12 protein-coding genes are annotated in these 13,525 nt (G+C 62.8%); 6 read left to right on the plus strand and 6 right to left on the minus strand.

What is annotated here, in order from left to right; translation table 11 throughout:
- Positions 1 to 135: 135 nt before the first annotated feature.
- Positions 136 to 525, minus strand: coding sequence for a hypothetical protein (locus CK230_RS18755; protein ID WP_095818612.1), 390 nt, complete (start codon positions 523 to 525; stop codon positions 136 to 138).
- Between the two features lie 308 nt (positions 526 to 833).
- Between CK230_RS18755 and urtA the strand changes: the two genes are divergently transcribed.
- From urtA to CK230_RS18785, 6 genes are all read left to right on the plus strand, one after another.
- A complete protein-coding gene (urtA, locus tag CK230_RS18760; RefSeq protein WP_095818613.1) occupies positions 834 to 2,144 on the plus strand; it encodes an urea ABC transporter substrate-binding protein in 1,311 nt (436 codons plus the stop codon).
- A 107-nt stretch (positions 2,145 to 2,251) separates the two neighbouring features.
- Entirely contained in the window at positions 2,252 to 3,868 is a 1,617-nt protein-coding gene (gene urtB, locus CK230_RS18765) for an urea ABC transporter permease subunit UrtB (protein ID WP_095818614.1), read from the plus strand.
- Complete coding sequence (urtC, locus tag CK230_RS18770) at positions 3,865 to 5,088, plus strand: urea ABC transporter permease subunit UrtC (RefSeq protein WP_095818615.1); 1,224 nt, start codon at positions 3,865 to 3,867, stop codon at positions 5,086 to 5,088. Before urtB ends, urtC begins: the two co-directional genes overlap by 4 nt.
- A gap of 6 nt (positions 5,089 to 5,094) precedes the next feature.
- Positions 5,095 to 5,841 carry an urea ABC transporter ATP-binding protein UrtD gene (urtD, locus tag CK230_RS18775; RefSeq protein WP_095818616.1) on the plus strand — a complete coding sequence of 249 codons (747 nt, stop codon included), beginning with the start codon at positions 5,095 to 5,097 and terminating at the stop codon, positions 5,839 to 5,841.
- Between the two features lie 70 nt (positions 5,842 to 5,911).
- On the plus strand, positions 5,912 to 6,607 hold the full coding sequence (gene urtE, locus CK230_RS18780) for an urea ABC transporter ATP-binding subunit UrtE (RefSeq protein WP_042642765.1): 696 nt from the start codon (positions 5,912 to 5,914) through the stop codon (positions 6,605 to 6,607).
- Between the two features lie 264 nt (positions 6,608 to 6,871).
- Positions 6,872 to 7,048: a hypothetical protein gene (locus CK230_RS18785; RefSeq protein WP_095818617.1), complete on the plus strand. Its 177-nt coding sequence runs from the start codon at positions 6,872 to 6,874 to the stop codon at positions 7,046 to 7,048.
- Positions 7,049 to 7,072: 24 nt separating this feature from the next.
- Here the strand turns inward: CK230_RS18785 and CK230_RS18790 are convergent, their stop codons facing one another.
- The 5 genes from CK230_RS18790 to uvrA form a co-directional block, all read right to left on the minus strand.
- Positions 7,073 to 8,218 carry a GGDEF domain-containing protein gene (locus tag CK230_RS18790; RefSeq protein ID WP_095818618.1) on the minus strand — a complete coding sequence of 382 codons (1,146 nt, stop codon included), beginning with the start codon at positions 8,216 to 8,218 and terminating at the stop codon, positions 7,073 to 7,075.
- A gap of 108 nt (positions 8,219 to 8,326) precedes the next feature.
- Entirely contained in the window at positions 8,327 to 8,569 is a 243-nt protein-coding gene (locus tag CK230_RS18795; RefSeq protein WP_095818619.1) for a hypothetical protein, read from the minus strand.
- 238 nt (positions 8,570 to 8,807) lie between these two features.
- Positions 8,808 to 9,614: a DUF72 domain-containing protein gene (locus tag CK230_RS18800; protein WP_095818620.1), complete on the minus strand. Its 807-nt coding sequence runs from the start codon at positions 9,612 to 9,614 to the stop codon at positions 8,808 to 8,810.
- Positions 9,615 to 9,644: 30 nt separating this feature from the next.
- Complete coding sequence (locus tag CK230_RS18805; protein WP_095818621.1) at positions 9,645 to 10,103, minus strand: GNAT family N-acetyltransferase; 459 nt, start codon at positions 10,101 to 10,103, stop codon at positions 9,645 to 9,647.
- Positions 10,104 to 10,209: 106 nt separating this feature from the next.
- Complete coding sequence (gene uvrA / locus CK230_RS18810) at positions 10,210 to 13,131, minus strand: excinuclease ABC subunit UvrA (protein WP_095818622.1); 2,922 nt, start codon at positions 13,129 to 13,131, stop codon at positions 10,210 to 10,212.
- Positions 13,132 to 13,525 lie beyond the last annotated feature (394 nt).

Below are 13,525 nucleotides of genomic sequence, written 5' to 3' on the forward strand. Positions count from 1 at the left end.
TCATCGGCGTTAGGCCGGTGGCCGCGCTTGAGGAGCTCGCGGCATCCTAAGGCGCGCTTCGGCAACATTGCGAAGACATGGTGAGCGCTGTTGCTGGTGACGGCCCGGGCTAGTGCGTCCGCTACCCGCCGAGAGCTATTTCTTAGTGCAGGTCGAGGCGGTGAAGGCGCCGTCCTGCTGCTTCATGATGATGTCGAAGGAGGGGCCGCTAGGGTCGTCGAGCGTGGCCTGAGTCATCGAGATCGAATTGCCGCCGCTGGTGTAGCCGCCGAGCGGACCAAGCCAGGTGATCTCGCCATTGGGGTTCATCTGGTAGTCGTAGGCTTGCGGCGTGGCGCCGAAGGTCACCGGGCCGCTATACAGGTTGCCCTTGATGGTGATCACGCCGAGGTCGAGGAACAGGCCGAGCAGGTAGACCTCGCAGTGATAGGCGCCGTCGGGCAACTTGCCGTCGGTGAAATCGGCTTGCGCGCCGCCGGCGGCGGACAGGAGAAACAGGAAGCTCAGGATCGTTCGCAAGGCCATGACGTCGCTCGTTTGCGCGGCGACCTTGCCCCATTTTGCCCTGACCCTGCAACAGGGTTGATCAGCCAGACTTTCGCCTATATGATGAAATTTGAGGCATTTTTACCATTTGGGCAGAAACTAGGCAGCGTTGCGTAAACTTTTCTCAATCTGGTCGCGGGCCGGCAGATCGGAAAGTTTCCCGGCTACCTGATAACCGGCTGTAATCTCATCGTTATCCCGCAATTCCGTTGAGCGCATTCCCGTCTGGCACGTCGCTTGCACAGTCTATCCTGCGTTGCAAACAATCACGCTTGGGAGAGTGTCATATGAGGGGTAACTTCGCGAAAATAACAAAAATCCTGTCGGCGGGCGTCGTCGCGGCCGGCCTGCTGGCGTCGGCTTCCGCCAAGGCGGCGGAAGACACGATCAAGGTCGGTATCCTCCATTCGCTGTCGGGGACCATGGCGATTTCGGAGACGACGCTGAAAGACGTCATGCTGATGCTGATCGACGAGCAGAACGCCAAGGGCGGTTTGCTCGGCAAGAAACTGGAAGCCGTGGTCGTCGACCCGGCGTCCAACTGGCCGCTCTTCGCCGAAAAGGCTCGTGAGTTGATTTCCAAGGACAAGGTCGCCGCCGTGTTCGGCTGCTGGACCTCGGTGTCGCGCAAGTCGGTGCTGCCGGTGTTCTCGGAACTCGACAACATCCTGTTCTATCCCGTCCAATATGAGGGCGAGGAGAGCGAGCGCAACGTCTTCTACACCGGTGCGGCGCCGAACCAGCAGGCCATCCCGGCCGTCGACTACCTGATGAGCGCCGATGGCGGTTCCGTGAAGCGCTGGGTGCTCGAAGGCACCGACTATGTCTATCCGCGCACCACCAACAAGATCCTCGAAGCCTACCTGAAGTCGAAGGGTGTGCCGGCCGAGGACATCATGGTCAACTACACGCCGTTCGGCTTCTCCGACTGGCAGACCGAAGTCTCGGCGATCAAGAAATTCGGCTCGGCGGGTAAGAAGACGGCTGTCGTCTCGACCGTCAATGGCGACGCCAACGTGCCGTTCTACAAGGAACTCGGCAACCAGGGCATCAAGGCCGAGGACATCCCGGTCATGGCCTTCTCCGTTGGCGAGGAAGAACTCGCCGGTCTAGACACCAAGCCGCTGGTCGGCCATCTCGCCGCCTGGAACTATTTCGAGAGCGTCAACACGCCCGAGAACAAGAAGTTCATCGCCGACTGGCACAAGTTCATCAAGAACAACAAGCGCACCACCAACGACCCGATGGAAGCTCACTATATCGGCTTCAACATGTGGGTGAAGGCGGTCGAGAAGGCCGGCACCACCGATCCGGACAAGGTCATCGATGCCATGGTCGGCGTTTCGGTGCCGAACCTGACCGGCGGCTATTCGGCGATGATGCCGAACCACCACATCACGAAGCCGGTGCTGATCGGCGAGATCCAGGCCAATGGCCAGTTCCAGACGGTCTCGAAGACGCCCGGCCTGGTGATGGGCGACGAATGGTCCGACTACCTGCCCGATTCCAAGGACCTGATTTCCGATTGGCGCGCGCCGCTCAGCTGCGGCAACTTCAATGTCAAGACCGGCAAGTGCGGCGGCAAGGGCACCAACTGATCCTCCCCGGGCTGGATCATCAGGTCCATGCCCAAGACTGCGCGCGTCCGGACGGTTTCCTCCACCGTCCGGACGTCCATTAAACCCTCAAGGGTCACCAAATACCGATGAAGATCTTTCGTGCGATTGGTCTCACGCTTTTGTTCCTGCTGACGACGCTGTCGTCCTCGGGCGCTGCGGAAGCCGATCTGCGTGCCATCATCGCCAAATTCGCGACAGCTGCGGACTTTTCCGAGACTGGAGTTATCGTTCGCGAGTTGACAGCCACAGGCGATCCGGCTGTCGAACGGCCGCTTGCTGCATTGGCGGAAGGCAATCTTTACATTCGCGCCGCCGACTCGATGGTGTTTGTCGGCAAGGAAGCGAGCGACAGCATCCAGCTTTTCGACCCGCTGAGCGGCGAGGCAGCGGGCGAGGCTTCCGCAGATGACTTAACCCAGATCGGCGTCAACAACACCTTGCGCCGCACCATCCGCGATGCATTGGGCACGTTGACGCTTGGTTCCAAGGATCCGACTGTCCGCATCGCCGCCGCCGACACTATGTTCAAGACACCTGATGCCGCCAACATCGAGCCGCTCGACGCAGCGATCGCCAGTGAAACCGTGGCGAGCGTCAAGGCTTTGCTGGAGCAGGCGCGTGGCGCTTCCATACTGGTTTCGGACAAGCCCGATGCGGACAAGCTCGCCGCAATTGCCTTGATCGGTGCGCGTGGCGACCGCAACGCGGTGTCGCTCCTCACCTCCGTCGAGGCCAACGCCTCCGGAGCGGTCAAGGAAGCGGCGACGGCCGCAATCGCGAGTATCAATTCGACGCTGGCATTCTGGGATGCCGGACAGAACATCTGGTACGGCATTTCGCTGGGCTCGGTCCTGCTGCTCGCGGCAATCGGTCTAGCCATCACCTTCGGCGTCATGGGCGTCATCAACATGGCGCATGGCGAGATGGTGATGCTCGGCGCCTACACCACCTTCGTTGTCCAGCAGGTGATCCGCACCTCGTTTCCCGGCCTGTTCGACTGGTCGCTGGTGATCGCGCTGCCGCTTGCCTTCCTGGTCGCAGCACTTGTCGGGCTCGCGATCGAGCGCGGCATAATCCGCTTCCTCTATGGCCGTCCGTTGGAGACGCTGCTGGCCACCTGGGGCGTTTCGCTGATCCTGCAGCAGGCGGTGCGAACCATCTTTGGGCCGACCAACCAGGAGGTGGGCAATCCGTCCTGGATGTCCGGCTCGTTCGATATCGGCCAACTGGCCATCACCTGGAACCGGCTGTGGATTCTGGTGTTCGCGCTCCTGGTGTTCGGCGTCCTGCTCTACGTCATGAAGCGCACGCCGTGGGGCCTGCAGATGCGCGCCGTGACCGCCAATCGGCGCATGGCCGCCTCGATGGGCATCAAGACGCCCTGGGTCGACGCACTGACCTTCGCTTTGGGCTCCGGCATTGCGGGTATCGCAGGCGTGGCGCTCAGCCAGATCGACAACGTGTCGCCCAATCTTGGTCGCGGCTACATCATCGACAGTTTCATGGTCGTGGTTTTCGGCGGCGTCGGCAATTTGTGGGGCACGCTGGTTGGCGCCTTCTCGCTCGGCATCGTCAACAAGTTCCTCGAGCCCTATGCCGGCGCGGTGCTGGGCAAGATAGTCGTCCTGGTGCTGATTATCCTGTTCATCCAGAAACGCCCGCGCGGCATGTTTGCGCTGAAGGGCAGGGCGGTGGAGGCATGATCACGCAGCGCTTCTTTTCCGCCGACCGCCGCATCGCCGTTACGATCGTCGCGCTGCTCGCGGCGGCCGTCATCGTGCCGCTGTGCAACCTCGCGTTATTGCCGCAAAGCGCCTTCTATATCCCGCCCTACATTGTGGCGCTGGTCGGCAAATATCTCTGCTACGCCCTGCTGGCGCTCGCGCTCGACCTGGTCTGGGGCTATTGCGGCATCCTTTCGCTCGGCCACGGCGCCTTCTTCGCGCTCGGCGGCTATGCGATGGGCATGTATCTGATGCGCCAGATCGGTTCGCGCGGCGTTTACGGCAACCCGATACTGCCCGACTTCATGGTGTTCCTGAACTACAAGGAGCTGCCCTGGTTCTGGTACGGTTTCGACCATTTCTGGTTTGCAGCACTGATGGTGCTGGCAGTGCCCGGACTGCTTGCCTTCGTCTTCGGCTGGTTTGCCTTCCGCAGCCGCGTCACCGGCGTCTATCTGTCGATCATCACCCAGGCGATGACATATGCGCTGCTGCTCGCCTTCTTCCGCAACGACATGGGGTTCGGCGGCAATAACGGCCTGACCGATTTCAAGGACATTCTGGGCTTCAACGTGCAGGCCGACGCGACGCGCTCGGCGGTATTCGCGGCAAGCGCCGTCACGCTGGCGCTCGCGGTCTTCGTCACCGCGGCAATCGTGCGCTCCAAATACGGCAAGCTGCTGATGGCGGTGCGCGACGCCGAGAGCCGCACCCGCTTCCTCGGCTGGCGGGCGGAGAACGTCAAGCTCTTCGCCTTTACCGTCTCGGCAATCATGGCCGGTATCGCCGGGGCGCTCTACGTGCCGCAAGTCGGCATCATCAATCCCGGCGAGTTCGAGCCGGCGAACTCGATCGAGGTGGTGATCTGGACGGCCGTCGGCGGGCGCGGCACCATCGTCGGCCCGATCATCGGCGCGCTGCTCGTCAATGCCGGCAAATCCTGGTTCACCGGCGTGCTGCCGGAATTCTGGCTGTTCGCGCTGGGTGGGCTGTTCGTCGCCGTCACGCTGCTTTTGCCCAAGGGCATCGTCGGCATGTGGGATGCCTGGCGCGGCCAGGCCAAGGCGCTTCGTGCGGCTTCGCTTGCGGCGGAGGCCGGCACCGATCCGCAGGCGCCGGAGCCGAAGATCGTTCGCTCGGCGGCAAGGACGCCCGGCGCCTGGTCGGCCACCGGCCCCGAACCGCAGCCGGCGGAGTGAGCGGTCATGAGCAAGTCGAACACCATCCTCTATCTCGACGGCGTCTCGGTCTCCTTCGACGGTTTTCGCGCCATCAACAATTTGTCGCTGGTGCTCGACAAGGGCGAGATGCGCGCGATCATCGGGCCTAACGGCGCCGGCAAGACGACGATGATGGACATCGTCACCGGCAAGACGCGGCCGGACCAGGGCGAAGTCTTCTTCGACGGCCAGGTGGATCTCACCCGCCATGACGAGGCCGAGATCGCCATGATGGGCATCGGCCGCAAATTCCAGAAACCGACCGTCTTCGAGAGCCACAGCGTCGAGGACAATCTGATGCTGGCGCTGAAGGGGCCGCGCTCGATCTTCCCGGCGCTGTTCCATCGCCGTTCGGCGGCCGAGGCGCGGCGCATCGACGATATACTCGGCATCATCCGTCTCGGCGACAAGCGCGACGAGCTCGCCGCCAATCTCAGCCACGGCCAGAAGCAGTGGCTGGAGATCGGCATGCTCCTGGCGCAGGACCCGAAGCTGCTGCTCGTCGACGAGCCGGTCGCCGGCATGACCGATGCCGAAACCGAGGAGACCGCGCGCCTGCTCAAGGACATTGCCCGCGACCATTCGGTGGTGGTCGTCGAGCACGACATGCATTTCGTGCGCGAGCTCGGCGTCAAGGTTACGTGCCTGCATGAGGGCTCGGTGCTCTCGGAAGGCACGCTCGACTTCGTCTCGGCGGACGAGCGCGTCGTCGAAGTCTATCTGGGGCGCTGAGCATGGTCTGGCGGGTTCCGTTCCATCGTTTCGATTTCGCCTTCCTGAAGCGCTGGAGAAGGGGCTGACCATGCTCGAAGTCTCCAACGCCACGCTTCACTATGGCGCCGCCCAGGCGCTGCGCGGCGTTTCGCTGAAGGCGGGCGCCGGCAAGATCACTTGCGTGCTCGGCCGCAATGGCGTCGGCAAGACCAGTTTGATGAGATCGATCGTCGGCCATCACCGGCTGACGAGCGGAAGCGTTGCCTTCGAGGGGAAGGCGCTCGACCGGAGCGCGGCGTATGACCGCGCCCGGTCGGGCATCGCATTCGTGCCGCAGGGCAGGGAGGTTTTTCCCCTGCTGACGGTGCGCGAGAACTTGGAATCCGGTTTTGCGCCGCTCAGGCGCGCAGACCGCACCATCCCGGCGCATGTCTTCGAGCTGTTTCCGGTGCTGAAGCAGATGCTCGGCCGCCGCGGCGGCGACCTTTCCGGCGGCCAGCAGCAGCAGCTTGCCATCGGCCGCGCGCTGGTGATGCGGCCGAAGCTTTTGGTGCTCGACGAGCCGACCGAAGGCATCCAGCCGTCGATCATCAAAGATATCGGCCGCGCCATCCGCTATCTGCGCGACCAAGCGGGGATCGCCGTGCTTCTGGTCGAGCAATATCTCGACTTCTGTCGCGAGCTTGCCGACGAGGTCAACATCATGGATCGCGGCCAGATCGTGCATACGGGGCCGGCGGAAGACCTCGACAGGGCGGATGTGCGGAAGTTCCTGACAGTTTAAAATAGCTGCTCGACTTCGACCGACACCGCGAACCGATAGTAAGCTCAATATTTCTCCCGCTCGCCCCTGCCCAACTCTGGCGCGGCGCACGCCCCATGCTAGTCTTTTCTTGGCCTTGGTGAGTCGGCCGCTTTCCGTACCAGTCGCGAATGAGGGGGAAGGCGCGGACACCGCTCGCAAGTTCCACGCAAGCAAGTCTGCTTAGCTTTCCCCGCAGTGATTGTCGGTCAATGCGTCCAAAAAGACTCTTGCCAGGGGACGGCGATGGAACGTTTTGTCGAGGACTATCAGAAGCGGCGCCTCACGGAGCGTGTCGATATCATGACCGCGATCAACATCCTGATGTCGCAGGGCTATGACGAGGATGATTTGATCGGCGAAATGACCAAGGTTTTTTACGTCGACCTTGATGCCTTCAACGACGTGATTGCTCACCACTGAGAGTGAGCAGGCGGCCGGAAAAGGTCATCCGGCGAGGCGGAAGTCCAGGACGCGATTGCGGCCGGCGCGCTTGGCGGCATAGAGCGCCTTGTCGGCGGCGCTGAGCACTTTGTCGAAGCTCATGCCCTCGCTGCTGCCGAAGGCGAAGCCGGCGCTGACCGTGCAGCGCAGCGGCCCGGCCTCGGTCTGAACAATGCGCGCGGCGAACGCGGCCCTGACGCGTTCGGCCGTCGCTTCGGCGGTCTCGGGCAGGGTGCGTTTCAGAACCATGGCGAATTCCTCGCCGCCCATGCGGGCGACGGAGTCGGTGGAGCGTAGATCGGCGGAAAGCACCTCGGCAAAGACCTTGAGCACCTCGTCCCCGGCGGCATGACCGAACTCGTCATTGATCGCCTTGAAGCCGTCGAGGTCGAACACGACCACAGCGGTGAAGGCGTTGATGGGCATCCTGCCATGCAGGTCGAACAAAGCGCGGCGGTTAAGAAGGCCGGTCAAGGCATCGGTTTGCGCCTCGCGCTGATGATGGCGGGCAAGACGACCCTGGTTGACTGCCAGCGACAATGCGCCAATACCGGTCATGGAGGCGATCACGATGACGAGGCTCAGATCCTCCGCCCAGTTGCTCGGCGCGTGACCGAGAACCAGTTTGCCATCCCATGCCAGCACGGCCGCGCACAGCACGAAGGATGCCGCGGTCAGTGAATAGAGCAGCGACACACCGATGAGATGGACGGGCGCCTCCGCGCGGCCACGCCAATATTCATAGGCGGTGCCAAACAGGAGCAGCGCGGCCAGAGCGTTTTCCAGCATGAAGCCCAGCCCGTCATAGCCGAAGGCCATGGGCGGCAGCGCGAGAGCATAGGTGACGCCAGTGCCGAGCGCGATAAGCGGCAAAGGCGAGCGCTTGGTCCTGAACTGATGAGCGGCACCCAGCATGACCGAGAACCCTAGCAAAAGCAGCGCCAGCGTCAGCACGCCGAGCACCGCTCCGGGCCTTTTGATATAGGCGTCGTAGGCAAAGACCTCGACCACCACGACCAGCACGCTGACTGCCCAGGTCAAAAGGAACTTGTCGGAACGGGCGGCCATCCAGGTTCCGAACAGGGTGAGGCTGAGGCAAGCGGCGGAGAAGCCGACGGCCAGAAGCAATGAATTGAAGTCGAGCAGCATGCACGCGTCCTTGCCGGCGCCGGGCTTGCAACCTGACGTAGGTCCATTAGTGGAGCAAGGAAGTATCGATTGCGTTACGATCGCCGCGAAGATGCGAGGATTCCTGCGTTATAGGACTATTACCGACAATAGCAGGATAAAGCCGATCGCCATCATCGCCAGACCCGGCCAATTCTGCGACAGGCCGAGGAAACCGAGCCCGCGCCGCCGCGGCTCCAATGTCGGGCCCGATGTTGCCAGGTTCGGCGCCGGACGGTGTGCTGGATCACTCAGCCGTCCGCGCCTCAGAGTGGCGCCCGCCATGTACACGACGCCTGCAATGGTAAGCAAGGCACCGAGGATGACGATCATCTTTCCTCGCTCCTTTCCGACGCCGCAGGACTTGGCAAGCGTTTCGCGAGATGGCTGCGTCCCGTTCCGACCTTCGGCAGCTGTTGCGACTTCGCAGCGGTCTCCTGCGGTCGGCGGCTGAGAAAGAACGGTCAAGACGGTCGGCAGGTTCCGACAAGCCACCGGCCGACCAGCGTCGCATGGCGCGCCGAACAAAACTCTGGCGTTTGATTTATGGCCGCTGTGGAGGTCCGCAGCTCTAGGCTGTCACCCGCTTCATCAGCGCCATGGCGCCGAACGGCGCGCGCACCTTGCCTTCGCTGATAAAGTAGGCGAACACGTCGCGCGGCTTGACCGGCGCATCGGTCTTCGGGTCGGCGCGCGGCAGGTCGGCAGGCTGCTTGCCTCCGGCCCAGGTCTTCACACGTCCCGCCCATTCGTCGAGGCTTTTCGGCGTGTAGCAATCGGGGTTGTCGTCGCTGCCGGTCTGCAGCCGCGCGTAGACGAAATCGCCGGTGACATCGGCGATCGCCGGATACTTCGCGTGGTCGGCATAGACGATCGCGGCGTTGTATTTGCGCGCTAGCGCCGGGAATTCCGGTACGATGAAGCTGTCGTGGCGCACTTCCAGCGCATGGCGCAAAGCCACGCCGTCCTGCTTTTCGGGCAAAAGTTTGAGGAAGGCTTCAAAATCGTCCGCATCGAATTTCTTGGTCGGCGCGAACTGCCACAAAATCGGGCCGAGCTTGTCGCCGAGCGCGGTAATGCCGGAATCGAGGAAGCGCATCATGGATTCGCCGGCTTCGCCGAGCACGCGGCGGTTGGTGACGAAGCGGTTACCCTTGAGCGAGAAGACGAACCCTTCGGGCGCATCGTTGGCCCATTTAACGAAGGTCGGTTCCTTGAAGCTGGAATAATAGGTGCCGTTGACCTCGATGGTCGGCACCTGGCGGCTGGCGTAGTGCAGCTGCTTGGCCTTGGCGAGCTTCTCTGGATAGAAGGAGGTGTCCCAGGGCTCGAAAGTCCAGCCGCCCATGCCGGCGCGGATTTTTCCTTGGGCAGTCATCGTCTTCCTCCTCCGCTTTTCAAGATGTGGTCAGGCCGCTTCGCTGACTGGCTTCACCATATCGACTAGGATCCATCCTGGCCGATACGGATTGGCCCGACGACCCGTTTCGCGATAACCGTTAGCCGAATAGAGCGCGATGTTCCGCTCCATGCGTGAATTGGTGTAGAGCCGCACCTCCGGCACGCCCCATGACCGCGCCTGCTCGTCAGCGAAGTCGAGCAATTTGATGCCAAGCTTTTTGCCCTGGAAGGCCGGCGAAACGGCGACGCTGAAGATCATGGCGTGGTCGGGATGGCGTTCCAGAACGATCAATCCGGCGAGCTTTGAGCCTTCTTCCAGCAGCCAGACTTCGCCGCGCTCGATGCGCGGGGCATAGTTCTCGGTCACCGGGATCGGCGGTCCACCGAAGATGGGCGTGTAAGGCGCATAGGCATCCGTGGTCAGCGCAACGACGGCAGCTAGGTCTTCGGGACGGCCCAGTCTCATGATTGGTCCACTCCAGTAGCGGCCGCGATGACTTTCTGCATCCCAGCGGCTATGGCCGCGACGGCATCGAAGCGGCTTTCAATGGAGATCAGGCCGCTATCTGCCATCACTCCGCCGCTTCGCGTTTGCCTCCAGGGCGCCGCTCCAGAAGTTCCTTCAGGAACTGGCCGGTGTAGCTGCGCTTTTCGCGCACGATCGCTTCCGGCGTGCCTGACGCGACCAACTCGCCGCCGCCGTCGCCGCCTTCGGGACCGAGGTCGAGCACCCAGTCGGCGGTCTTGATCACCTCGAGATTGTGCTCGATGACCACCACCGTGTTGCCCTGGTCGACCAGTTCGTGCAGCACTTCGAGCAGCTTGGCGACGTCGTGGAAATGCAGGCCGGTGGTCGGCTCGTCGAGGATGTAGAGCGTCTTGCCTGTCGCCTTGCGCGACAATTCCTTGGCGAGCTTTATCCGCTGCGCCTCGCCGCCCGACAAAGTCGTCGCCTGCTGGCCGATATGGATGTAGCCCAGCCCGACCTGCTTCAGCGTCTCCAGCTTGTCGCGCACGCCGGGCACCGCCGAGAAGAACTCGACGCCTTCCTCGACCGTCATGTCGAGCACGTCGGCGATCGACTTGCCCTTGAACAGCACGTCCAGCGTCTCGCGGTTGTAGCGCTTGCCGTGACAGACGTCGCAGGTGACGTAGACATCGGGCAGGAAGTGCATCTCGATCTTGATCACGCCGTCGCCCTGGCAGGCTTCGCAGCGGCCGCCCTTGACGTTGAAGGAGAAGCGGCCCGGCTGGTAGCCGCGCGCCTTGGCCTCGGGCAGGCCCGCGAACCAGTCGCGGATCGGCGTGAAGGCGCCGGTATAGGTCGCCGGGTTGGAGCGCGGCGTGCGTCCGATCGGCGACTGGTCGATGTCGATTACCTTGTCGAGGAACTCCAGCCCCTCGATGCGGTCGTGCTCTGCCGGATGCTCGCGCGAGCCCATGATGCGGCGCGAGGCCGCCTTGAACAGCGTCTCGATCAGGAAGGTCGACTTGCCGCCGCCGGACACGCCGGTGACCGCGGTGAAGGTGCCGAGCGGGATTTCGGCCGTGACGTTCTTCAGATTGTTGCCGCGCGCGCCGACCACCTTGATGCGCCGGTTCTTCTTCGCCTCGCGGCGCACCGATGGCGTCGCCACTTCGAGCTCGCCCGACAGGTACTTGCCGGTGATCGAGGCGGGCGTCGCCATGATCTGCTGCGGCGTGCCCTGGGCGATGATCTGGCCGCCATGGATGCCCGCCGCCGGGCCGATGTCGACGACATAGTCGGCATGCAGGATGGCGTCCTCGTCATGCTCGACCACGATCACCGTGTTGCCGATGTCGCGCAGGTGCTTGAGCGTATCGAGCAGGCGCGCATTGTCGCGCTGGTGCAGGCCGATCGACGGCTCGTCCAGCACATAGAGCACGCCGGTGAGGCCGGAGCCGATCTGCGAGGCGAGCCGGATGCGCTGGCTCTCGCCGCCCGACAGCGTGCCGGAATTGCGCGACAGCGTCAGATAGTCGAGGCCGACATCGTTGAGGAAGCGCAGCCGCTCGCGGATCTCCTTGAGCACGCGCACCGCGATCTCGTTCTGCTTCTCGTTGAGCTGCGCCGGCAGGTCGGTGAACCACTGGTCGGCCTTGCGGATCGACAGCTCGGTCACTTCGCCGATGTGTTTTCCCGCGATCTTCACGGCTAGCGCTTCCGGCTTCAGCCTGTAGCCGTTGCAGGCGGGGCAGGGTGTGGCCGACATGAAGCGCTCGATCTCCTCGCGCATCCAGGCCGATTCCGTTTCCTTCCAGCGGCGGTTGAGATTGGGGATCACGCCCTCGAAGGTTTTGGTCGTCTTGTAGGAGCGCAGGCCGTCATCATACTGGAAGGTGATCTCGCGCTCGCCGGTGCCATGCAGCACGGCTTCTTTCGCCTCGGCGCTCAAATCCTTGAACTTGTCGCCGAGCTTGAAGCCATAGGCCTTGCCGAGCGCTTCAAGCGTCTGCGCGTAGTAGGGCGAAGTCGACTTCGCCCAAGGGCTGATGGCGCCGTCGCGCAGCGAGACGTTCTCATCCGGCACGACGAGGTTGGGATCGATGGCGCGCTGGCTGCCGAGGCCATCGCAGGTCGGGCAGGCGCCGAACGGGTTGTTGAACGAGAACAGCCTGGGCTCGATCTCGGGAATGGTGAAGCCGGACACCGGGCAGGCGAATTTTTCCGAGAACAGGATGCGCTCATGCGTCTCGTTCTTGGACTTGTTGACCGAGTCCTCGCCGGTCAGGCTGGCGTCGAGCGGCCGGTCGGCGAACTCGGCCACGGCCAAACCGTCGGCGAGCTTCAGCGCCGTTTCCATTGAGTCCGCGAGCCGCGTCGCCAGATCGCCGCGCACGACGATGCGGTCGACGACGACGTCGATGTCGTGCTTGTACTTCTTGTCCAGCGCCGGCACGTCGGCGATCTCATAGAAGACGCCGTCGACCTTGACGCGCTGAAAACCCTTCTTCTGCAGCTCCAGCAGTTCCTTGCGGTATTCGCCCTTGCGGCCGCGCACGATCGGCGCCAGCAGATAGAGACGCGTGCCTTCGTCCAACGCCAGCACGCGGTCGACCATCTGGCTGACCGTCTGGCTCTCGATCGGCAGGCCGGTGGCCGGCGAATAGGGGATGCCGACACGCGCGAACAGCAGGCGCATATAGTCGTAGATTTCGGTGACGGTGCCGACCGTGGAGCGCGGGTTGCGCGATGTGGTCTTCTGCTCGATCGAGATGGCGGGCGACAGGCCGTCGATCTGGTCGACGTCCGGCTTCTGCATCATCTCCAGGAACTGCCGGGCATAGGCCGACAGGCTCTCGACATAGCGGCGCTGGCCTTCGGCATAGATGGTGTCGAACGCGAGCGACGACTTGCCGGATCCGGACAGGCCGGTCATGACGATCAGGCTGTCGCGCGGCAGGTCGAGATCGATATTCTTGAGATTGTGTTCGCGCGCCCCGCGAATGGAAAGATATTTATGGTCGGCCATCGCCGGTCGCCGCCTCAGATCTGGAATTTGCTGGATTGGGCGGGTTCGTCCCGGCCATCCCCTATGTAGGTATTTTTGCCGCCACGTCGAGAGACACCACAATCTCGACGGAAGACGCCAATCTTGGGTATTAACCGCCTTTCGCGCGAGCGGGCAAGCGGAAAGAACAAAGACCGAACACGCTCCTGACAAAGCGTTGTGGAAACATTCGCGTTGGGCGCTGTGAAAACAATCGCTCGAAGCGTCGTGAAGACAGGTGCCGCCGATGCCCGTCTCGTGGATTCACGGAGCCACTCGACTTACCCGTACGTAACCTCCCGGCGATCACATTTTTCGGTAACCGGCTATTCAACGGTTGACGCCAGCGGCTCACGGGGGCAGTCTCAAAGGCGTC

The organism is Mesorhizobium sp. WSM3859 (assembly GCF_002295065.1).
Lineage (GTDB): Bacteria > Pseudomonadota > Alphaproteobacteria > Rhizobiales > Rhizobiaceae > Mesorhizobium.

Bases quoted from the DNA above. Each gene is read 5' to 3' on its own strand.
- CK230_RS18755 (WP_095818612.1), bottom strand. From the start codon at position 525: ATGGCCTTGCGAACGATCCTGAGCTTCCTGTTTCTCCTGTCCGCCGCC.
- urtA (WP_095818613.1), top strand. From the start codon at position 834: ATGAGGGGTAACTTCGCGAAAATAACAAAAATCCTGTCGGCGGGCGTC.
- urtB (WP_095818614.1), top strand. From the start codon at position 2,252: ATGAAGATCTTTCGTGCGATTGGTCTCACGCTTTTGTTCCTGCTGACG.
- urtC (WP_095818615.1), top strand. From the start codon at position 3,865: ATGATCACGCAGCGCTTCTTTTCCGCCGACCGCCGCATCGCCGTTACG.
- urtD (WP_095818616.1), top strand. From the start codon at position 5,095: ATGAGCAAGTCGAACACCATCCTCTATCTCGACGGCGTCTCGGTCTCC.
- urtE (WP_042642765.1), top strand. From the start codon at position 5,912: ATGCTCGAAGTCTCCAACGCCACGCTTCACTATGGCGCCGCCCAGGCG.
- CK230_RS18785 (WP_095818617.1), top strand. From the start codon at position 6,872: ATGGAACGTTTTGTCGAGGACTATCAGAAGCGGCGCCTCACGGAGCGT.
- CK230_RS18790 (WP_095818618.1), bottom strand. From the start codon at position 8,218: ATGCTGCTCGACTTCAATTCATTGCTTCTGGCCGTCGGCTTCTCCGCC.
- CK230_RS18795 (WP_095818619.1), bottom strand. From the start codon at position 8,569: ATGATCGTCATCCTCGGTGCCTTGCTTACCATTGCAGGCGTCGTGTAC.
- CK230_RS18800 (WP_095818620.1), bottom strand. From the start codon at position 9,614: ATGACTGCCCAAGGAAAAATCCGCGCCGGCATGGGCGGCTGGACTTTC.
- CK230_RS18805 (WP_095818621.1), bottom strand. From the start codon at position 10,103: ATGAGACTGGGCCGTCCCGAAGACCTAGCTGCCGTCGTTGCGCTGACC.
- uvrA (WP_095818622.1), bottom strand. From the start codon at position 13,131: ATGGCCGACCATAAATATCTTTCCATTCGCGGGGCGCGCGAACACAAT.